Raw genomic sequence first — 21195 nt, 5'->3', positions numbered from 1 at the left:
TCCGGGGTCGGCGCCGTGGGCGACGCAGGAAGCCCGGTCTACAGTGGCGACAAGCTTTCCCTGAACTTCCAGGACATCGAAGTACGTGCGGTGCTGCAACTGATCGCCGACTTCACGGGGCTCAACCTGGTGGCCAGTGACACGGTCCAGGGCAGCATTACCCTGCGCCTGCGGGGCGTACCCTGGGACCAGGCCCTGGACCTCGTGCTCAAGACCAAGGGCCTGGACCAGCGCCGGATCGGCAATGTGTTGCTGGTGGCCCCGGCTGAAGAAATCGCTGCCCGGGAACTCCAGGAGCTGGAATCGCAAAAGCAGTTGGAGGACCTGGCGCCCCTGCGTCGAGAGCTGGTGCAGGTCAATTACGCAAAGGCTGCGGACATCGCCCGGTTGTTCCAGTCGGTGACCGGCAGCGACGACCGGGTCGGCGAGCGTGGCTCCATCAGCGTCGACGAGCGCACCAACAACATCATTGCCTACCAGAACCAGGAACGCCTCGACGAGTTGCGGCGCATCGTTGCCCAGCTGGACGTTCCGGTACGCCAGGTGATGATCGAGGCGCGGATCGTCGAGGTCAACGTCGACTACGACAAGGGGCTGGGTGCACGTTGGGGCGGGTCATTGCAGAATCGGGGCAACTGGAGCCTGTCCGGGCCTGCCGGCTCGGCGTCCAGCGGTGTCGGGGGTGGTCACTTGCCTTTCGTCGACCTGGGCGTCGTCGCCAAGACCTCGGGCATGGGCATCGCCTACATCACCGATAACCTCCTGCTGGACCTGGAGCTGACCGCCATGGAAAAGAGCGGTAATGGCGAGATCGTCTCCCAGCCCAAGGTGGTCACCTCCGACAAGGAAACCGCCAGGATTCTCAAGGGCACCGAGATTCCCTATCAGGAGGCCAGCTCCAGTGGTGCGACCTCGGTATCGTTCAAGGAGGCTTCGCTGTCTCTTGAAGTGACGCCGCAGATCACCCCGGACCACCAGGTGGTCATGGACGTCAAGGTCACCAAGGATGAGCCGGATTACCTGAACAAGGTTCAGGAGGTGCCGCCCATCCGCAAAAACGAAGTCAATGCCAAGGTGCTGGTGCGTGACGGGCAAACCATTGTCATCGGCGGTGTTTTTTCCAATACGAAAAGCACGGTAGTAGATAAAGTGCCATTTCTGGGCGATGTGCCGTATCTTGGCCGCCTTTTCCGGCGAGACGCGGTGTCGGAGAAAAAATCCGAGCTGTTGGTGTTTCTCACTCCGCGTATCATGAACAACCAGGCGATTGCTGCGAGTCATTGATTCTGTGCGAAATTTGATTCTTGTTGGGCCAATGGGGGCTGGAAAAAGCACCATCGGCCGCTTGCTGGCCAAAGAGTTGCGCCTGCCATTCAAAGATTCCGATAAGGAAATTGAACTGCGCACAGGTGCGAATATCCCGTGGATCTTCGATAAGGAAGGCGAGCCGGGTTTTCGTGATCGTGAGCAGGCAATGATCGCCGAGTTGTGCGGTACTGACGGCATGGTCCTGGCTACCGGCGGCGGCGCAGTGATGCGCGAGGCCAATCGTCGGGCGTTGTACGCCGGCGGACGAGTGGTCTACCTGCACGCTTCGGTGGAACAACAGGTGGGGCGCACGGCGCGGGACCGCAATCGTCCCCTGCTGCGTACCGCCGACCCGGCCAAGACACTGCGGGATCTGCTGGAGATCCGTGACCCGCTTTATCGGGAAATTGCCGACCTGGTGGTGGAAACCGATGAGCGGCCACCGCGATTGGTGGTGCTGGACATCCTAGAGCGCCTGCTGCAACTGCCCCCCCGTTAATACGCCGGGCGAAATGCGCTATTCTCGGCGTCGCGCCAGATCGCCAAGGTGTGGCGCAGAGCTATCGGGCTGCGTCAGATGACCAGGCGAGGCCCATCGTCAATGCAAGGCACATCGCCTGCTTCCATCTTCACTGTGGGGACACATGCAGACACTTAAGGTCGATCTAGGCGAGCGCAGCTACCCGATTCACATTGGTGAAGGATTGTTGGACCGGCCCGAGCTGCTGGTGCCGCATATCGCCGGTCGGCAAGTGGCGATCATCTCCAATGAAACCGTCGCGCCGCTGTACCTTGAGCGTCTGACCAATGCCCTGGGGCAATTCTCGGTGATCTCGGTGGTCCTGCCCGATGGCGAGGCCTACAAGAATTGGGAAACCCTGCAACTGATCTTCGACGGCCTGCTGACTGCCCGTCACGATCGCCGTACCACGATCATCGCCCTCGGCGGCGGGGTGATCGGTGACATGGCCGGGTTTGCGGCGGCCTGCTATCAGCGTGGTGTCGATTTCATCCAGATTCCCACCACCCTGCTGTCCCAGGTCGACTCCTCGGTAGGCGGCAAGACCGGTATCAACCACCCGCTGGGCAAGAACATGGTGGGTGCCTTCTACCAGCCGAACGTGGTGCTGATCGATACCACCAGCCTCAAGACCCTGCCGAGCCGCGAACTGTCGGCGGGCCTGGCGGAGGTCATCAAGTACGGCCTGATCTGCGACGAGCCCTTCCTCACCTGGCTGGAAGAGAATGTCGATCGCCTGCGGGCACTGGATCCGCAGGCACTGACCTATGCCATCGAACGCTCCTGCGCGGCCAAGGCTGCCGTGGTGGGCGCCGATGAACGCGAGTCGGGGGTGCGCGCCACCCTCAATCTCGGCCATACCTTCGGCCACGCCATCGAGACCCACATGGGTTACGGTGTCTGGCTGCACGGTGAGGCGGTGGCTGCCGGTACCGTGATGGCCCTGGAAATGTCCGCACGCCTGGGCTGGATCAGCAACCAGGAGCGCGATCGTGGTATCGCCCTGTTCCTGCGCGCGGGCCTGCCGGTCATCCCTCCCGAGGAGATGAGCGAGGCAGATTTTCTCGAACACATGGCAATTGACAAGAAAGTGATCGATGGTCGTTTGCGCCTGGTGCTGCTACGTCGCATGGGCGAAGCCACAGTGACCGACGACTATCCGAAAGAGGTTCTACAGGCCACGCTGGGAGCGGATTACCGCGCCCTGGCTCAGCTTAAAGGTTGATAAGATCCAATGACTAGTTTGCACGCGGACGAGGCATTCCTCGGCCATTACCAGTTGAGCCACGACCCTTTCGCCCCTCGGGTCCCCGGCTTCAAGTTCTTCCCTGCCCAGCGCAAGCCTGTGCTGGGGCAGCTGCATCACCTGGCCCGCTACAGCCAGCTGCTGCTGGTGGTCACCGGCCCCCAGGGCAGTGGCAAGACCCTGTTGCGCCAGGCGCTGGTCGCCAGTACCAACAAGCAATCGGTGCAGAGCGTGGTGGTTTCCGCGCGCGGTGCCGGTGATGCCGCCGGGGTGCTGCGCCAAGTGGCCCAGGCCTTGAATGTGGCCCAGGCCGAGATCGGTGCGATCCTGGCCCAGGTGGTGCAACTGGCCCTGACCGGCCAGGAGGTCTACCTGCTGGTGGACGACGCCGAACAGCTCGACGAGTCCGCGCTCGAGGCCCTGCTGGCGCTGGCCGCTGGTGCACCGGAGGGGCGTCCCCATGTGTTCCTGTTCGGTGAGTCGTCGCTGATTGCCGCGCTGGACCCGTTCAGCTCCGAGCAGGAGCTGTTCCACATCATCGAATTGCAGCCCTACACCGAGGAGGAAACCCGCGAATACCTGTCCCAGCGCCTCGAGGGCGCCGGCCAGGGCATCGAACTTTTTTCCGCGGATCAGATCAGTGATATTCACGAAAGCTCCGATGGCTGGCCGGGCAATATCAACCAGGTCGCCAGGGATGCGATGATCGAAGCAATGATCGCCAGCCGCTCTGCGGTAAAGCGTCCAAGTATGGGGTTCAACATGCCTAAGAAACACGTATTGGCCATTTCCGCCGTAGTGGTCGTGGCTGTTGCCGCGGCCTGGCTGATGCCGGGTCGCGGCAAGGCGCCCGCCACCGGGACGCCGGCCAATGAGCAGGCGCAATTGCCGCTGGGCCAGGCACCGAACGCCAATGGCAGCCCGGCAGTGGAGTTCGCCGGTTCGTCGCAACCGATGCCGCTGCCGCTGGTCGGCCAGTCGCAGCCCGTGATGCGGGGGCCGCTGGCCGAAGCAGCGGGCGGTATCACCGAGGGTGACGACGGTGTGCCGGTAGCAGGCTCCAGCGCCGTTCCGCCAACCGTGACCACCACCGCACCTCCTGTCGGCGTTCCAGCGGGCCCGGCCGCAACTGCGACGCCACGTCCGACTCCAGCACCGGCACCTGCCCCGGTTGCCACTGCCAAGCCTGCTCCGACGCCCAAGCCGGTAGAGAAGGCTGTGGCCGCCAAGCCAGCCCCTGCCGCCAAACCGGCAGACAAACCCCTCACCGTGGCCAAGGCTGCGACCGGTGGCAGCTGGTATGCCGGCCAGGCGCCTGGCAACTACGTGGTACAGATCCTGGGCACCAGCTCCGAGGCCACTGCGCAGGGTTTCGTCAAGGAACAGGGCGGCGAGTACCGCTACTTCAAGAAAGTCCTCAACGGCAAACCGCTGTATGTGATCACCTACGGCAACTTCTCCAGCCGCGATGCAGCGGTCAGCGCCATCAAATCCTTGCCAGCGAAGGTTCAGGCTGGTAAACCTTGGCCTCGCACTGTCGCCAGCGTTCAACAAGAACTGGCAACGGCCCGCTGAAGATTCGGCGGCCTTACCCAGGCCGCCTCTCCCGGCAACCTCAAATTTCCGCATCGGCATGCTGCCTTACAGGCCGCGTGCCTTGTGGTGTCTGCGTCACAGTAGTTTTTGAGTCGCTGCAGTCAAAGACAAAACTTTTTGACTAGCACAGCATATCGATTTAAAACGTTCATAAATGCGACACGAATTTGCGATTGATCGTCGCTAAATTTGTGGGGCTTTGTGTCGGTGTGTACAATGACCTCCCTTTTGCCCCCGCAAAGCCGGCGTACGTTCGGTGTGGAAGGTAAGCGGTTGAATTGAAAAGAAATTTGTCTCGAAAAGAGGCAGCCTGGTGAGAAAGTGTCTATGAAAGCAGGTCTGTACCAACCCGATGAATTTAAGGATAACTGTGGTTTCGGCCTGATCGCCCACATGCAGGGCGAACCCAGTCATACCCTGTTGAAAACGGCCATCGAGGCCCTGACCTGTATGACCCACCGCGGTGGGATCAACGCGGACGGCAAGACCGGTGACGGTTGCGGTCTGCTGATACAAAAACCCGACCTGTTCCTGCGCGCCGTCGCCAAGGAGCACTTCGCTACCGATCTGCCCAGGCAATATGCCGTGGGCATGGTGTTCTTCAACCAGGACCCGGTGAAAGCCGAAGCCGCTCGCGACAACATGAACCGCGAGATCCTGGCCGCCGGCCTGCAACTGGTGGGCTGGCGCAAGGTGCCGATCGATACCAGCGTGCTCGGGCGTCTGGCCCTGGAGCGCCTGCCGCAGATCGAGCAAGTGTTCATCGGTGGCGAAGGCCTGAGCGACCAGGATTTCGCCATCAAGCTGTTCAGTTCCCGTCGTCGCTCCTCGGTGGCCAACGCCGCCGACACCGACCACTACATCTGCAGCTTTTCCCACAAGACCATCATCTACAAGGGCCTGATGATGCCGGCGGACCTCGCCGCGTTCTATCCGGACCTGGGTGACGAGCGTCTGCAGACCGCGATCTGCGTGTTCCACCAGCGCTTCTCCACCAATACCCTGCCGAAGTGGCCGCTGGCCCAGCCCTTCCGCTTCCTCGCCCACAACGGCGAGATCAACACCATCACCGGCAACCGCAACTGGGCGGTGGCCCGGCGCACCAAGTTCGCCAACGACCTGATCCCTGACCTGGAAGAACTGGGTCCGCTGGTCAACCGCGTAGGTTCCGACTCCTCGAGCATGGACAACATGCTCGAGCTGATGGTCACCGGTGGCATCGACCTGTTCCGCGGCGTGCGCATGATCATTCCGCCGGCCTGGCAGAACGTCGAGACCATGGACGCCGACCTGCGTGCGTTCTACGAATACAACTCCATGCACATGGAACCGTGGGATGGTCCTGCGGGCGTGGTCATGACCGACGGCCGCTACGCCGTCTGCCTTCTGGACCGCAATGGCCTGCGCCCGGCGCGCTGGGTCACCACCACCAACGGCTTCATCACCCTGGCCTCGGAAATCGGCGTCTGGAACTACCAGCCCGAGGACGTGATCGCCAAGGGCCGTGTCGGCCCGGGGCAGATCTTTGCCGTGGACACCGAGACGGGGCAGATCCTCGACACCGACGCCATCGACAACCGCCTCAAGTCCCGTCATCCCTACAAGCAATGGCTGCGCAAGAACGCCCTGCGCATCCAGGCCACCATGGAAGACAACGACCACGGTTCGGCCTTCTACGATGTCGACCAGCTCAAGCAGTACATGAAGATGTACCAGGTCACCTTCGAGGAGCGTGACCAGGTGCTGCGTCCACTGGGCGAGCAGGGCTACGAGGCCGTGGGCTCCATGGGCGACGACACGCCGATGGCCGTGCTGTCCCAGCGCGTGCGCACGCCCTACGACTACTTCCGCCAGCAGTTCGCCCAGGTCACCAACCCGCCGATCGACCCGCTGCGCGAAGCCATCGTCATGTCCCTGGAAATCTGCCTCGGTGCCGAGCGCAACATTTTCCAGGAATCGCCCGAGCATGCCTCGCGGGTGATCCTCAGCTCGCCGGTGATCTCCCCGGCCAAGTGGCGTTCGCTGATGAACCTCGAGCGCCCGGGCTTCGAGCGCCAGATCATCGACCTGAACTACGACGAAAGCGTCGGTCTGGAAGCGGCGATCCGCAATGTCGCCGACCAGGCTGAAGAAGCTGCCCGTGCCGGCCGCACCCAGATCGTCCTGAGCGACCGTCATATCGCTCCGGGCAAGCTGCCGATCCACGCGTCCCTGGCCACCGGCGCGGTGCACCACCGCCTGACTGAAAAGGGCCTGCGCTGTGATTCCAACATTCTTGTGGAAACCGCCACCGCCCGTGACCCGCATCACTTCGCGGTGCTCATCGGTTTCGGCGCCTCGGCGGTCTATCCGTTCCTGGCCTACGAAGTGCTGGGCGACCTGATCCGCACTGGCGAAGTGCTGGGCGACCTCTACGAGGTGTTCAAGAACTATCGCAAGGGCATCACCAAGGGCTTGCTGAAGATCCTGTCGAAGATGGGCATCTCCACCATTACCTCTTATCGCGGCGCCCAGTTGTTCGAGGCCATCGGCCTGTCCGAGGAAGTCTGCAACCTGAGCTTCCGGGGCGTGCCGAGCCGGATCAAGGGTGCGCGCTTCGTCGACATCGAAGCTGAACAGAAAGCCCTGGCCTTCGAGGCCTGGAGTCCGCGCAAGCCGATCCAGCAGGGTGGCCTGCTGAAGTTCGTCCACGGTGGCGAGTACCACGCCTACAACCCGGACGTGGTCAACACCCTGCAGGCCGCCGTGCAGCAGGGCGACTACGCCAAGTTCAAGGAATACACCGCGCTGGTGGACAACCGCCCGGTCTCGATGATTCGCGACCTGTTCCAGGTCAAGACTCTCGAGCAGCCACTGGATCTGGACGAGGTCGAGCCCCTGGAGGCGATCCTCAAGCGCTTCGACTCCGCCGGTATCTCCCTGGGCGCCTTGTCGCCCGAGGCCCACGAGGCGCTGGCCGAGGCAATGAACCGCCTGGGCGCGCGCTCCAACTCCGGCGAGGGCGGCGAAGACCCGGCCCGCTACGGCACCGTCAAGAGCTCGAAGATCAAGCAAGTGGCTACCGGCCGTTTCGGTGTAACCCCCGAATACCTGGTCAACGCCGAGGTACTGCAGATCAAGGTGGCCCAGGGCGCCAAGCCCGGTGAGGGCGGCCAACTGCCCGGCGGCAAGGTCAATGGCCTGATCGCCAAGCTGCGTTATGCCGTGCCGGGCGTGACCCTGATCTCGCCGCCACCGCACCACGACATCTACTCCATCGAAGACCTCTCGCAATTGATCTTCGACCTCAAGCAGGTCAACCCGCAGGCCCTGGTCTCGGTGAAGCTGGTGGCCGAGGCCGGGGTGGGCACCATCGCCGCCGGCGTGGCCAAGGCCTATGCCGACCTGATCACCATCTCCGGCTACGACGGTGGTACTGGTGCGTCGCCGCTGACCTCGATCAAGTACGCCGGTGCGCCCTGGGAGCTGGGCCTGGCGGAAACCCACCAGACCCTGCGCGGCAACGATCTGCGCGGCAAGGTCCGGGTGCAGACCGACGGTGGCCTGAAGACCGGCCTGGACGTGATCAAGGCGGCGATCCTCGGTGCCGAGAGCTTCGGTTTCGGCACCGCGCCGATGATCGCCCTGGGCTGCAAGTACCTGCGCATCTGCCACCTGAACAACTGCGCCACCGGCGTTGCCACCCAGAACGACAAGCTGCGCAAGGACCACTACATCGGCACCGTGGACATGGTGGTGAACTTCTTCACCTACGTGGCCGAGGAAACCCGCGAGTGGCTGGCCAGGCTGGGCGTGCGCTCGCTGCAGGATCTGATCGGTCGTACCGACCTGCTGCAAGTGCTCGAAGGCCAGACAGAGAAGCAGCGCCACTTGGACCTGACCCCCTTGCTGGGCAGCGACCACATTCCGGCGGACAAGCCGCAGTTCTGCCAGGTGGAGCGCAATCCGCCGTTCGACCAGGGCCTGCTGGCCGAGAAGATGGTGGAAATGGCGCGTGCGGCTATCAACGACAAGAGCGGTGCCGACTTCGCCCTGGATATCTGCAACTGCGACCGTTCCATCGGCGCGCGGATTTCCGGCGAGATCGCCAAGGTCCACGGCAACCAGGGCATGGCCCAGGCGCCGATCACCTTCCGCTTCAAGGGCACGGCTGGGCAGAGCTTCGGCGTATGGAACGCCGGTGGCCTGAACCTCTACCTGGAAGGCGACGCCAACGACTACGTGGGCAAGGGCATGACCGGCGGCAAGCTGGTCATCGTCCCGCCCAAGGGCAGCGCCTACAAGACCCAGGACAGTGCGATCGTCGGCAACACCTGCCTGTACGGTGCCACCGGCGGCAAGCTGTTCGCCGCCGGCACCGCAGGCGAGCGTTTCGCCGTGCGCAACTCCGGTGCCCACACGGTGGTGGAAGGCACTGGCGATCACTGCTGCGAATACATGACGGGTGGTTTTGTCTGCATCCTGGGCAAGACCGGTTACAACTTCGGCTCAGGCATGACGGGCGGTTTCGCCTACGTGCTGGACATGGACAACAGCTTCGTCGACAAGCTGAACCATGAACTGGTGGAAATCCAGCGGATCACTGGCGAGGCGATGGAGGCTTACCGCAGCCATCTGCATCGCGTGCTGACCGAGTACGTGGAAGAAACCGGCAGTGAATGGGGCCATGAGCTCTGGGAAAACCTGGACGACTATGTGCGGCGCTTCTGGCTGGTCAAGCCGAAGGCGGCGAACCTGAAGAACCTGCTCTCCAGCACCCGGGCCAACCCGCAATAAAGCAGCTGCAAGTGGCAAGCCTCAGGCTGCAAGAGACGCAGTACGAGGTTTGCCGGGCATTAGTGATCGACTTGCGGCTTGCAGCTCATAGCTTGCAGCTGCTGTATAGAGGTTTTGATAATGGCTGAACGTCTGAATAACGACTTCCAGTTCATCGATGTCGGGCGCAAGGATCCGAAGAAGAAACTGTTGCGTCAGCGCAAGAAAGAGTTCGTGGAGATCTACGAACCCTTCAAACCCCAGCAGTCGGCCGACCAGGCCCACCGCTGCCTGGGTTGCGGCAACCCGTATTGCGAATGGAAGTGCCCGGTGCACAACTTCATTCCCAACTGGCTCAAGCTGGTGGCCGAGGGCAACATCCTCGCCGCCGCCGAACTGTCACACCAGACCAACACCCTGCCGGAAGTCTGCGGCCGGGTGTGCCCGCAGGACCGGTTGTGCGAGGGGGCCTGCACCCTGAACGACGGTTTTGGCGCGGTGACCATCGGCTCGGTGGAGAAGTACATCACCGACACCGCCTTCGCCATGGGCTGGCGCCCGGACATGTCCAAGGTCAAGCCGACCGGCAAGCGCGTGGCGATCATCGGCGCGGGCCCTGCGGGCCTGGGCTGCGCCGACGTGCTGGTGCGTGGCGGCGTGACCCCGGTGGTGTTCGACCGGAATCCGGAAATCGGCGGCCTGCTGACCTTCGGCATCCCCGAGTTCAAGCTGGAAAAGACCGTGTTGAGCAATCGCCGTGAAGTCTTCAGCGGCATGGGCATCGAGTTCCGCCTCAACACCGAGGTCGGCAAGGACGTGACCATGGAGCAACTGCTCGCCGAGTACGACGCGGTGTTCATGGGCATGGGCACCTACACCTACATGAAGGGCGGCTTTGCCGGCGAGGACCTGCCTGGGGTGTACGACGCGCTGGATTTCCTGGTGGCCAACGTCAATCGCAACCTGGGCTTTGAAAAGTCGCCGGAAGACTTTATCGGCATGAACGGCAAGAAGGTGGTGGTGCTCGGCGGCGGCGACACCGCGATGGATTGCAACCGCACCTCCATTCGCCAGGGTGCCAAGTCGGTGACCTGCGCCTATCGGCGCGACGAAGCCAACATGCCCGGCTCGCGCAAAGAGGTGAAGAACGCCAAGGAAGAAGGCGTGAAGTTCCTCTACAACCGCCAGCCCATCGCCATCGTCGGCGAAGACAAGGTCGAGGGCGTGAAGGTGGTCGAGACCCGTCTCGGCGAGCCGGATGCCCGTGGCCGTCGCAGCCCCGAGCCGATCCCGGGCTCCGAGGAGATCATCCCGGCCGACGCCGTGGTCATCGCCTTCGGTTTCCGCCCGAGCCCGGCACCCTGGTTCGAGCAGTTCCAGATCCGGACCGACAGCCAGGGCCGGGTCGTGGCGCCGGAACAGGGCACGTTCAAGCACCAGACCAGCAACCCGAAGATCTTCGCCGGTGGCGACATGGTGCGTGGTTCCGACCTGGTGGTGACGGCGATCTTCGAAGGGCGCAACGCCGCCGAAGGCATCCTCGACTACCTGGGCGTCTGATCGTCGTCGCCTTTGTAGGAGCGAAGCTTGCTAGCGATCAAGGTGTGTCAGGCAACACGAATGCTGGCTGATCCACCGCTATCGCGAGCAAGCTTCGCTCCTACAGGTTGGTTGTACGGGGGCTTCTGTGTGACAAATTGCCCCTATAGATAAAAGGCACGGCTCTTGCCGTGCCTTTTATGTCGCGCTCTGAGAAAATGCCCCCACTTTTTTTCCGGATGCCGACATGACTGCCCTGAAGAACGACCGTTTCCTTCGTGCCCTGCTCAAGCAACCCGTAGACGTCACCCCGGTGTGGATGATGCGTCAGGCCGGGCGCTACCTGCCTGAGTACCGCGCCAGCCGTGCCAATGCCGGCGACTTCATGAGCCTGTGCATGAACCCGGAGTTCGCCTGCGAAGTCACTCTGCAGCCGCTGGATCGTTATCCACAGCTGGATGCGGCAATCCTCTTCTCCGACATCCTGACCATTCCCGATGCCATGGGGCAGGGCCTGTACTTCGAGACCGGCGAAGGCCCGCGCTTCAAGAAAGTGGTCAGTACCCTGGCTGATATCGAAGCCTTGCCGATCCCCGATCCGCACAAGGACCTGGGGTACGTGATGGATGCGGTCAGCACCATCCGTCGTGAGCTCAACGGCCGCGTGCCGCTGATCGGTTTCTCCGGCAGCCCCTGGACCCTGGCCACGTACATGGTCGAAGGCGGTTCGTCCAAGGACTTCCGCAAGTCCAAGGCCATGCTCTACGACAACCCTCAGGCCATGCACCTGCTCCTGGACAAGCTGGCCCAGTCGGTCACCAGCTACCTCAACGGCCAGATCAAGGCCGGCGCCCAGGCGGTGCAGATCTTCGACAGCTGGGGTGGCAGCCTCTCGGCAGCGGCCTATCAGGAGTTCTCCCTGGCCTACATGCGCAAGATCGTCAGCGGCCTGATCCGCGAACATGATGGACGCAAGGTTCCGGTGATCCTCTTCACCAAGGGCGGCGGCCTGTGGCTGGAAAGCATTGCCGACGCCGGCGCAGACAGCCTGGGCCTGGACTGGACCTGTGACATCGGCGAAGCCCGGCGCCGGGTCGGCAGCAAGGTGTCGCTGCAAGGCAACATGGACCCCACCGTGCTCTACGCCAACCCGCAGGCGATCCGTAGCGAAGTTGCGCGCATCCTCGCCAGCTACGGCAAGGGCAGCGGCCACGTGTTCAACCTGGGCCATGGCATCACCCCGGAAGTGAACCCGGAACATGCGGGCGCCTTCCTGCAGGCGGTGCATGAGTTGTCGGCGCAATACCACGAGTAATCGCACTTGCTGCGATCGAGCCCGGCCTTGGCCGGGCTTTTTCTTGCGGGTGAAAAGGCAAGGGCGCCGATTAAGTTTCAATTCAGCCTGGGTGGTTAACCTGGCTGCATCGAAACCCACACTGGATCACTGCCATGAAAACCCGTTACCTCGTGCTCTTGCTCGCTCCGTTGTTCAGCACCGCTGCCCTGGCCGCCGGCTACACCGGCCCTGGTGCCCAGGCGGTCACCACCGTCGTGGCCGCCAAGGATGCCTCGGACGACACCCCGGTGGTACTCCAGGGTTATGTCACCAAGAAGCTGGATAACGACGACAAATACGAATTCAAGGACTCCAGTGGCACCATCACTGTGGAGATCGACGACGAGAACCTGCCCCCCGTGCCGTTCAACGACAAGACCCTGGTCAAGTTGACCGGCGAGGTGGAGAACGGATTGATGAAGCGCGAGATCGACGTCGACCTGGTGGAAATCATCAAGTAAGCCGCTCGTTCGTTTCGCACGATACTGAGGCCGGCGCCCGACCTTGCAGATGCTCTGCGGGAGTCGGGCGCCGGCATGCTTGCCTTGGGTTCAGGGCGCCGCCAGCGGTTGCAGCTTGGCCAGCTTCAAGGCCGCCAGCAAGGCCACCAGCAACAGGGCGCCGATGAACAGGCCGATACCATTCCAGCCCGCCATGTGCCAGAACACCCCGCCTGCGGTGCCGGCGATGCTCGAGCCGGCGTAGTAGCTGAACAGGTACAGTGACGAGGCCTGGCCCTTGGCCTTGGTGGCGCGGCGGCCGATCCAGCTGCTGGCCACCGAATGCGCCCCGAAGAAGCCGAAGGTGAACACCAGCATGCCGATGATCACCACCGGCAGCGACTCCAGCAGGGTCAGGGCAAGACCGGCAAGCATCAGCACGATGGTGGCCCAGAGCATCTTGCGGCGCCCCAGGCGGTCGGCCAGGGCACCGACTTTCGCCGAGCTGTAGATCCCCGACAGATATACCACCGACAGCAGGCCGACGAAGGCCTGGTCCATGTGGTACGGCGCGGCCAGCAGGCGGTAGCCGATGTAGTTGAACAGGGTGACGAATGCGCCCATCAGCACGAAGGCCTCGAGGAACAGCAGCGGCAGGCCGGCATCGCGAAAGTGCAGGGTGAAGCCCTCCAGCAGGCTGCGCGGATGCAGCGAGCGGGGGTGGAAGTTGCGCGACTCGGGCAGGATGCGCCAGAACACCGCCGCGGCGATCAGCGCCAGGGCGCCAATGACGAGCATTGCCGTATGCCAGCTGACGAAATCGATCAGTACGCCGGTGATCAGCCTGCCGGTCATGCCCCCGATGGCGTTGCCGCCGATGTACAGGCCCATGGCCAGGCCGATGTGCTGTGGATGGATCTCCTCGCTCAGGTAGGTCATGGCCACCGCCGCCAGGCCACTCAGGGACAGCCCCACCAGCGCACGCATCATCAGCACCCCCTGCCAGCTGGGCATCAGCGCGCTGGCGATGGTGCACAATGCGGCGGCCAGCAGGGCCGCCACCATCACCGGCTTGCGCCCGATGCGATCGGAAATCGGCCCGGTGACCAGCAGGCCGACGGCCAGCAGCGCAGTGGACACCGACAGCACCAGGCTGCTCTGGGCCGCGTTGATGGAGAAACCCCGGGACAGCAGCGGCATCATCGGTTGCACGCAGTACAGCAGGGCAAAGGTGGCGAAACCGCCGGAGAACAGCGCCAGTACCGTGCGCATGAACATCGGCGTGCCTTTCTCGATGTAGACGTCGTTGAGTTGGGCGACCACCTCGTCCAGGGGTGAAGGAGTGGAAGGGATTTCGTGGGCAAGGGGGGCGACAGCGGTTTTCACGGGGGCCTCGGGGGAGCGCAGCCAATCAGGCAATGGAAAAAGCATATAGCTGGCTAATGATTCCTTCCAATATATTGTTCGACCTGTTTGATAGGTTTAACGACTCAATGGAGCCCCCATGGAATTGCGTCACCTGCGCTACTTCATCGCTGTTGCCGAAGAGCTGCACTTCGGTCGCGCTGCCCAGGCCCTGGGCATCTCCCAGCCGCCCCTGAGCCAGCAGATCCAGGCCCTGGAGCAGGAGCTGGGCGCGCGCCTGTTCGAGCGTACCAATCGTCGGGTCGAGCTCAGCGAGGCCGGCCGGCTGTTCCTCGAAGAGGCACGCCTGGCATTGGCCCAGGTGGACAAGGCGGCCGATGTGGCGCGGCGCGCGCAACTGGGCGAGCTGGGTGAGCTGAAGATCGGCTTCACCTCGTCGGCGCCCTTCAACTCGACGATTCCCCAGGCGATCTTCGCCTTTCGCCAGCGCTTTGCCGCCGTGTACCTCAAGCTCAAGGAAATGAGCAGCACCCAGGTGGCCCAGGCGCTGGTGGACCAGGACATCCAGGTCGGCATCATGCGGCCCTTGCCCCTGCCGGATGCGCTGTCGGTGGTGGAACTGCTGCGCGAGCCGCTGGTGGCGGTGCTCAGTTCCAAGCATCCGCTGGCCACCGGCCGCGAAGAAGGGCTGCACCTGTCCGAGCTGGCCCAGGAGCCCTTCGTGTTCTTTCCCCGCAGTTATGGCAGCGGCTTGTATGCCCAGTTGTTGAACCTGTCCCGGGAGGCCGGTTTCACTCCGCATTTTGCCCAGGAGGCTTCGGAAGCCATGACCATCATCGGCCTGGTGGCCGCAGGCCTGGGGGTTTCGGTGCTGCCGGCGTCCTACCAGCGCATGCGTATCGACGGCGTGGTCTATCGCCGGCTGCTGGACCCGGACGCCATGACCGCGGTGTGGCTGGTACAACGCAAGGACCAGTGCTCGCCCATGGCCAGGGGGTTCGTCGAGCTATTGACGCGCAAGACCGGGGCCACGTCCTGAGGGTGCGTTGGGGCGGAGCGGGGTCTGCAGGAACACCAGGTCGCCGCGCAGCGCCACGCCAGCCATCAGCACCCCGGCATGGCACTCGTAGGTGTTGAGGTCCTTGCGTACATGGTGCTTGTAGTAGCTGACGATGTTGGTCACGGCATTGGCGCCCACCCGCTTGGCCGCGGCCTGCAGGGTGATCAGGGCCGATTGCAGAGCCCATTCGCAGGCGGCGATATCGCTCTTGTTGAAGGCATTGGTCTTCTTGTTGGTGGCCAGCTCGGTGACCTTGACCCGGAGCACCGGGGGATGCGGGTTGCCCGCCAGGTGGAACGTCACGCTGCCATCCAGGCGCCCGGCCCGCAGGGCATCGGATACCACGCTCTCGAAAGGCATGTACATCAGGTTGGTGGCCTGGCTGACGGGGCTGAAGACGGACAACAGGGCCAGGGCAATCAGCGCTTTCACTTGCATGGTCGGCTCCTTGACGGATGTGAAAGGCAAGCCGTCATGGCGCGTCGGCCCGCTGTTGCGAGTGTAGACGCTGATCGATCTTGTAGCCGCTGTCGAGCTGTCGAGCTGGCGAGGCTGCGCCTGGGCCGTCAGGCCTTCAGGATCTGCGCCCGCTTTGCGCGCGTGCGCAGCCTCGCTGGCGCTCGACAGCGGCTACCCAGGTCATTGGGCCGCGGGAAAGGCCTTGGCGGAGTTGGACAGTTGCTGCGCGGTGCGCTGGTTCTGGCCGTCGCGCAGGTCCCGCAGGATGCCCTTGTCCAGCAGGCGTACCCAGCGGATGTAGTTCTTGTGGATCTTGCCGTCCTTGTAGTCCAGGGCGCGGCTGTCGCGGTAGACGATCTTGTAGTTGTTGGCGGAGTACTGGATGTCGATCTCTGCGTGGAACTGCTCGCGCACGGTGATCTCGGCCTGGATCAGCTCCGGGCTGATGCGTTGCACCGTCCACTGGCGGGCCACCAGGTTCTTCAGGATTGCCTGTTTGACCTGCTCGTGGTCGGCCTGGATGGTGGCCGGAATGATGCGATTGGGGGTGTACATCGGCTTGCTGGTACAGGCCGAGGTGCCCAGCAGGGCAAGGACAATCAAGGTGGCGCGAAACAGGGAAGACATTCCATTTTCTCCAGGGGTCAGGACCAGCGACGGAAGATCAACGACGTGTTGACCCCGCCGAAGGCAAAGTTGTTGTTCATTACGTATTCGTGGCTCATGGCACGCAAGCCGCCTTGCAGGTAGTCCAGCTCGCCGCAGCGAGGGTCGACCCGGTCCAGGTTGCAGGTGTGCACGTAGAGGTCGCGCTTGAGCATCTCGATGCTGAACCAGGATTCCAGGGCCCCGCAGGCACCGAGGGTGTGGCCGAGGAAACTCTTTTGCGAACTGATGGGCATGCGGCTGCCGAACAGGCTGCTGGTGGCCTGGGTCTCGGCAATGTCGCCCTGTTCGGTGGCCGTGCCATGGCCGTTGACGTAGCCAATGGCCGCTGGCGCCAGGGCCGCATCCTCGAGGGCCAGTTCCATGGCCCGGCGCATGGTGCTCTGCTCCGGGCGGGTGGTGTGCTGGCCGTCGGCGTTGCTGCCGAAACCGACGATTTCCGCGTGGATCCGCGCGCCCCTGGCCAGGGCGTGCTCAAGCTCCTCGAGCACCAGCATGCCGCCCCCTTCACCGATCACCAGGCCGTCGCGATCGCAGTCGTAGGGCCGCGGACTGGTGTGGGGCGCGTCGTTCTTCAAGCTGGTGGCATAGAGCGCATCGAACACCATGGCCTCGGTGGGGCACAGTTCCTCGGCACCTCCGGCGAGCATCATCGGCAAACGGCCGTACTTGATCGCCTCATAGGCATAACCGACGCCCTGGCTGCCGCTGGTACAGGCGCTGGAGGTGGGGATCAAGCGTCCGGTGAGGCCGAAGAAGATGCTGATATTGGCCGCCGTGGTGTGGGGCATCATGCGCACGTAGGAGTTGGCATTGAGCCCTTCGGCCACCGAGTTCAGCAGCATGTTGCCGAAGGCCTTGATCTCCTCGGTGCTGCCGGTGGACGAGCCGCAGGCCACGCCCATGCGCCCATCCTTGATCGAGGGATCGTCCAGCAGGCCGGCATCGGCCAGCGCCTGTTCGGCGGCGCCGACTGCGAGCCGCGAGACCCGGCCCATGCTGCGCAACTGCTTGCGGGTCCAGTGCCCGGGGACCTGGAAATCGTCGATGGGACCAGCCAGGCGGGTGTTGAGCTCGCTGAACCGATCCCACTCGTCCATGCGCCGGATACCGCTGCGGTTGGCGGCAAAGTGTTCGGCAATGCTGTCCCAGTCGCGGCCCAGGGAGGTGATGCCGGCCATTCCGGTGACGACCACGCGTTTCATCAGCACAGGCCCCCGTTGACCGCCAGCACCTGGCGAGTGATGTAGGCGGCCTCGGCGGACACCAGGAAGTTCACCGCGCTGGCGACCTCCTCGGGGGTGCCCATGCGCTGCGCAGGAATCATTTTCAGCAGTTCTTCCACTGGCACGTTCTCATCCAGCATGGCGGTATCGATCAGCCCCGGGGCGACGCAGTTGACGGTGATCTTGCGCTTGCCCAGCTCGATGGCCAGGGCCTTGGCGGCGCCGATCACGCCGGCCTTGGAGGCACTGTAGTTGACCTGGCCACGGTTGCCGATCAGCCCCGAGACCGAGGTGATGCAGACGATTCGCCCCGGTGCGCGGCGCCGGATCATCGGCATCATCACCGGGTGCAGGACGTTGTAGAAGCCATCGAGGTTGGTGCGCAGCACCTGGTCCCAATCGTCCTCGCCGAGGGCCGGGAACGCACCGTCGCGAGTCAGGCCGGCGTTCAGCACCACGCCGTAATAGGCACCATGGGCCTCGACGTCGGCCTCCAGGACGGCCTTGCAGGCGGCGCGGTCGGCCACATCGAATTGCAGGACGCGGGCGCTGCGGCCCAGGGCCTGGACCTCGCCCTGGACGGCATCGGCTTCGGCACGGCCAGTGCGGCAGTGCAGCACCAGGTCGTAACCAGCCTGGGCCAGGCGCAGGGCGATGGCGCGACCGATGCCACGGCTGGAGCCGGTGACCAGTACGGAGTCAGTCATGACGGGGTTCCTGTAGAAGAGGCAGGTGTTTCATGCAGGTAATCGCCGGCCTGGGGCGGGCGATAGACGTTCAGGCGCGCGCTGGCGGCAATGCCCGGGCCACTGAGATGGCACTCGAACACGCCCATGCCATTGTCGTCTTCCAGAGAGCGCAGGGCATGGATTTCCAGGGTGCTGCCAACGGCAAAGTGCTCGACATTGCATTCGAATCGGCGAGTGCCCAGCAGGAAACCCAACTCCACCGGCAGGCCTTGCTGGCGGGCGCGACAACCGGCGTAGGCGGCGACGCTCTGGGCCATCAGCTCGATGCCGAGCCAGGCCGGCAGGCTGCCGTCGGGGCGGTTGAACAAGCCCCCCGGGCGAACCTGGAGGCGGGTGCGGATCTGTTCTTCATCAAAGGCCAGCACCTGGTCGATGAGGATCATGTCTGCGGCGTGGGGCAGCAGTTCGGCGAGCGGCCAGTCAATCATGGGGCGTCTCCGATAATCAGGCTGACATTGTTGCCGCCGAAGGCGAAGGAATTGCTCATCAGGCGGCGTGGTGCGTGTAGGGCCAGGCGGTCGGCCGGTGTGACCCAGTGCAATGCCGGCAACGCCGGATCGGCCTGGGCGTCCCAGACATGGGGCGGCAGGGCGTGACCGGGGTTGTCGCTGCCCAGGGCCAGCCAGCAGAACGCCGCTTCCAGGGCCCCGGCGGCGCCCAGGGTATGCCCGGTCATGGGTTTGGTCGAGGAGCAGGGCACGCCGTCGGGGAACAGCTGCGCCACGGCCAGGCTTTCCATGGCGTCATTGTGCTGGGTGGCGGTGCCGTGCAGGTTCAGGTAAGCGATCTGCTGCGGTTGCAGGCCGGCGCTGCTCAGTGCCAGGTTCATGGCCTGCAGGGCGCCGCGACCGTCCGGCGCCGGAGCGGAAATATGGTAGGCATCCGAGCTGGCGCCTGCGCCAAGCAAAGCGATCGAATCCGGGCCAGGTTCCCTGGTCATCAGGAACAGCACCGCCGCCTCACCGATGTTGATGCCATTGCGGTTGCGCGAAAACGGATTGCAGCGCTCCCCGGAGACCGCCTCCAGGGCCGTGAAGCCGTTGAGGGTGAGCTTGCACAGGCTGTCGACCCCACCACACAGCACGGCATCGCACAGGTCCAGGTCGAGCAGGCGCCGGGCACTGATCAGGGCCCGGGCGCTGGAGGTACAGGCGGTGGAGATCACATAGGCCGGGCCGCTCAGTTGCAGCCACTCGGCGAGGAAGTTCGCCGGGGCGCTGAGCTCCTGCTGGCGGTAGTCGTAGTCGGCCGGGAATTGCCGGTCCTGCAGGTAGTGGCCGATGCCGCGGCTGGCTTCGTCGATCCCCGAGGTGCTGGTGCCCAGGACGATGCCGATGCGGCCACGGCCGTAGCGTGCGACGGCCTGGTGGATATCGTCCTCGATCTGCCGGGTGGCCTGCAGCAGCAATTGGTTGTTGCGGCTGTTCTGTGTTTCGAGACCGGCCGGCATGTTGGGCAGCGGGCTGCGCACTGCCGCCACCGGCAAGGTGCGCTCGGGCACCCAGTGGCTTTCTTCGCGCATGCCCGAGCAATCGCCGGCAAACAGGTGGCGGGCGACGTCCTGGCGAGTGTCGCCCAGGGCGCAGATCACCCCGAGGGCGTTGAGGTAGGCCGTCATGGCGTGGCCTCGTTGCTCAATGCAGTGATGTGGTAATACAGGCCTTGGGGCAGGTTCAATGTGAAGTCCAGAGCGTGTTGATAGTCGACTCGCCAGCGTGGGCCGAGGGTCCGTTGGGCGTCCTGCTGGCGGGCGTCCGGGTAGTTGGCCGGTAGCTCGGCCGCAGGCGTCAGGGCGAACAGCAGGGCCGCGAACAACTCCCGGGCCTCGGGGTTGGGTGGCAGCAGGCCGTCGGCCTGCCAGTGGCCTTCCACTAGACGCTGGCGGGCCTGGGGGATGCCCAGGGGGTCCATCAGCGACCAGCGCAGGCTGGAGCCTTCGGCCTGGATCACCAACAGCCAGTCCTGGCGTTGGCCCTGGGCCTGGCGCTGCACGTGGAGCTGCAATGGCAGCACCAGCGAGGGCGTGCGCTCGGGCAGCGGCGCCTGGCTGACGCAAGCGCTCAGCAACAGGACACAACCGAGCAGCAGGGCACGGATCATTCGGCCAGGTCCTGCCTGGCGGCAGGCGGGACGAGCGGCTTGCGGGCCACGACGTTGACCAGGGTTTCTTCCCGCTGGCCCACCGGTGGGGGCTGGCGCAGGCCAAGGCGTTCCAGCAGGCCGAAGTCCTTGGCACGGCTCCACCACAGGTAGGGATAGGACACGTTGTCCTGGGTGAACTCGAAGCCTTGCTGGCGAATCATCTGCAAATACTCGTCGGCGCTTTTCTGCACGTGCATCGGGTGGCGGAACAGCCAGCGGATTACCCAGGTGTCGATGTAGGCCTCGGTGGACTCGGCGAACAGCAGGTAGCCGCCGGGCTTGAGTACACGATAGAACTCGGCCAGGGCTTTTTCCTGTTCCACCAGGTGATGGAAGGTCTGGTGGCAGAACAGCAGGTCGACGCTGTCGTCGGCCAGTTTCAGGGTCGCGCAGTCGCTGCCGATCAGCTCCACCTCCCCTTGCTGGCGCCGGGCTTCCTCGGCACTGAGCTTGAGGCTGTGCGGGTCGGCATCGATGCCGATCAGGCGTTGCGGGGCGAATACCTGGCGCAGGTGCTGGAAGGACTTGCCCTGGCCACAGCCAGCATCCAGCAGCACCGGGTTGCGGGGGGGCTCGCTGTCGAACAGCGAGCGCAGGTCGTTGATCGCCACCCGCAGCACATGGTGCTGCCAGGTGTGGCTACGCAGGAACCAGAAGCCGAAGCGGGTCTCTTCGACGTAGCTGTCGCTCAGGTAAGGCGAGGCCTGGCCGTTCATGGGCAAGTCCTCGTGCCGGTTGCCGAGGGGGCGAAAGCGCGGGTCACGACCTGGCGCAGGTCCATTTCAACT

General features: G+C 63.9%; 17 protein-coding genes and 1 pseudogene. 9 read left to right on the top strand and 9 right to left on the bottom strand.

Features of this window, described 5'->3' with window-relative positions; translation table 11 throughout:
• Nucleotides 1-39: 39 nt before the first annotated feature.
• The 8 genes and pseudogenes from LGQ10_RS16840 to LGQ10_RS16805 form a co-directional block, all read left to right on the top strand.
• Nucleotides 40-1284, top strand: a pseudogene (locus tag LGQ10_RS16840) (type IV pilus secretin PilQ); the annotation flags it as partial.
• Between the two features lie 4 nt (nucleotides 1285-1288).
• On the top strand, nucleotides 1289-1807 hold the full coding sequence (gene aroK, locus LGQ10_RS16835) for a shikimate kinase AroK (protein WP_058435791.1): 519 nt from the start codon (nucleotides 1289-1291) through the stop codon (nucleotides 1805-1807).
• A 145-nt stretch (nucleotides 1808-1952) separates the two neighbouring features.
• Nucleotides 1953-3053: a 3-dehydroquinate synthase gene (gene aroB, locus LGQ10_RS16830; RefSeq protein WP_058435790.1), complete on the top strand. Its 1101-nt coding sequence runs from the start codon at nucleotides 1953-1955 to the stop codon at nucleotides 3051-3053.
• A 9-nt stretch (nucleotides 3054-3062) separates the two neighbouring features.
• Nucleotides 3063-4649 carry an AAA family ATPase gene (locus tag LGQ10_RS16825; protein WP_058435789.1) on the top strand — a complete coding sequence of 529 codons (1587 nt, stop codon included), beginning with the start codon at nucleotides 3063-3065 and terminating at the stop codon, nucleotides 4647-4649.
• A 348-nt stretch (nucleotides 4650-4997) separates the two neighbouring features.
• A complete protein-coding gene (gene gltB / locus LGQ10_RS16820; protein ID WP_226522624.1) occupies nucleotides 4998-9446 on the top strand; it encodes a glutamate synthase large subunit in 4449 nt (1482 codons plus the stop codon).
• Nucleotides 9447-9566: 120 nt separating this feature from the next.
• Nucleotides 9567-10985: an FAD-dependent oxidoreductase gene (locus LGQ10_RS16815; protein WP_058435788.1), complete on the top strand. Its 1419-nt coding sequence runs from the start codon at nucleotides 9567-9569 to the stop codon at nucleotides 10983-10985.
• 226 nt (nucleotides 10986-11211) lie between these two features.
• Nucleotides 11212-12279: a uroporphyrinogen decarboxylase gene (gene hemE / locus LGQ10_RS16810; RefSeq protein WP_226522623.1), complete on the top strand. Its 1068-nt coding sequence runs from the start codon at nucleotides 11212-11214 to the stop codon at nucleotides 12277-12279.
• A 134-nt stretch (nucleotides 12280-12413) separates the two neighbouring features.
• Nucleotides 12414-12761: a YgiW/YdeI family stress tolerance OB fold protein gene (locus tag LGQ10_RS16805; protein WP_226522622.1), complete on the top strand. Its 348-nt coding sequence runs from the start codon at nucleotides 12414-12416 to the stop codon at nucleotides 12759-12761.
• A gap of 90 nt (nucleotides 12762-12851) precedes the next feature.
• On the opposite strand, the gene LGQ10_RS16800 is transcribed toward LGQ10_RS16805, so the two are convergent.
• Nucleotides 12852-14126 carry an MFS transporter gene (locus tag LGQ10_RS16800; RefSeq protein ID WP_226522621.1) on the bottom strand — a complete coding sequence of 425 codons (1275 nt, stop codon included), beginning with the start codon at nucleotides 14124-14126 and terminating at the stop codon, nucleotides 12852-12854.
• A 118-nt stretch (nucleotides 14127-14244) separates the two neighbouring features.
• Here LGQ10_RS16800 and LGQ10_RS16795 point away from each other — a divergent pair, with 118 nt between their 5' ends.
• Nucleotides 14245-15144, top strand: a complete 900-nt coding sequence (locus tag LGQ10_RS16795) for a LysR family transcriptional regulator (RefSeq protein ID WP_226522620.1) — start codon at nucleotides 14245-14247, stop codon at nucleotides 15142-15144.
• Here LGQ10_RS16795 and LGQ10_RS16790 read toward each other — a convergent pair.
• From LGQ10_RS16790 to LGQ10_RS16755, 8 genes are all read right to left on the bottom strand, one after another.
• The gene (locus LGQ10_RS16790) at nucleotides 15112-15603 is read right to left on the bottom strand and encodes an excinuclease (RefSeq protein WP_226522619.1); all 492 of its coding nucleotides are present in this window, start codon (nucleotides 15601-15603) and stop codon (nucleotides 15112-15114) included. The genes LGQ10_RS16795 and LGQ10_RS16790 overlap by 33 nt on opposite strands.
• Nucleotides 15604-15804: 201 nt before the next feature.
• Nucleotides 15805-16251: a hypothetical protein gene (locus LGQ10_RS16785; RefSeq protein ID WP_226522618.1), complete on the bottom strand. Its 447-nt coding sequence runs from the start codon at nucleotides 16249-16251 to the stop codon at nucleotides 15805-15807.
• 17 nt (nucleotides 16252-16268) lie between these two features.
• Complete coding sequence (locus LGQ10_RS16780; protein ID WP_226522617.1) at nucleotides 16269-17495, bottom strand: beta-ketoacyl-ACP synthase; 1227 nt, start codon at nucleotides 17493-17495, stop codon at nucleotides 16269-16271.
• Nucleotides 17495-18223 (bottom strand): 3-oxoacyl-ACP reductase FabG, encoded by a 729-nt coding sequence (fabG, locus tag LGQ10_RS16775; RefSeq protein ID WP_058436868.1) that lies wholly within the window; start codon nucleotides 18221-18223, stop codon nucleotides 17495-17497. Before fabG ends, LGQ10_RS16780 begins: the two co-directional genes overlap by 1 nt.
• Nucleotides 18220-18693: a hotdog family protein gene (locus LGQ10_RS16770; protein ID WP_058436869.1), complete on the bottom strand. Its 474-nt coding sequence runs from the start codon at nucleotides 18691-18693 to the stop codon at nucleotides 18220-18222. The genes fabG and LGQ10_RS16770 overlap by 4 nt, the downstream gene beginning before the upstream one ends.
• Nucleotides 18690-19883 carry a beta-ketoacyl-[acyl-carrier-protein] synthase family protein gene (locus LGQ10_RS16765; protein WP_058436870.1) on the bottom strand — a complete coding sequence of 398 codons (1194 nt, stop codon included), beginning with the start codon at nucleotides 19881-19883 and terminating at the stop codon, nucleotides 18690-18692. The genes LGQ10_RS16770 and LGQ10_RS16765 overlap by 4 nt, the downstream gene beginning before the upstream one ends.
• Nucleotides 19880-20365: a DUF3261 domain-containing protein gene (locus LGQ10_RS16760; protein WP_226522616.1), complete on the bottom strand. Its 486-nt coding sequence runs from the start codon at nucleotides 20363-20365 to the stop codon at nucleotides 19880-19882. The genes LGQ10_RS16765 and LGQ10_RS16760 overlap by 4 nt, the downstream gene beginning before the upstream one ends.
• Nucleotides 20362-21123 (bottom strand): class I SAM-dependent methyltransferase, encoded by a 762-nt coding sequence (locus LGQ10_RS16755; protein WP_226522615.1) that lies wholly within the window; start codon nucleotides 21121-21123, stop codon nucleotides 20362-20364. The genes LGQ10_RS16760 and LGQ10_RS16755 overlap by 4 nt, the downstream gene beginning before the upstream one ends.
• Between the last annotated feature and the right edge of the window lie 72 nt (nucleotides 21124-21195).

This window comes from Pseudomonas sp. L5B5, from assembly GCF_020520285.1.
GTDB lineage: Bacteria > Pseudomonadota > Gammaproteobacteria > Pseudomonadales > Pseudomonadaceae > Aquipseudomonas.
The sequence above is the reverse complement of the archived record's forward strand: the minus strand, read 5'-3'. Positions and strand labels throughout refer to the sequence as shown.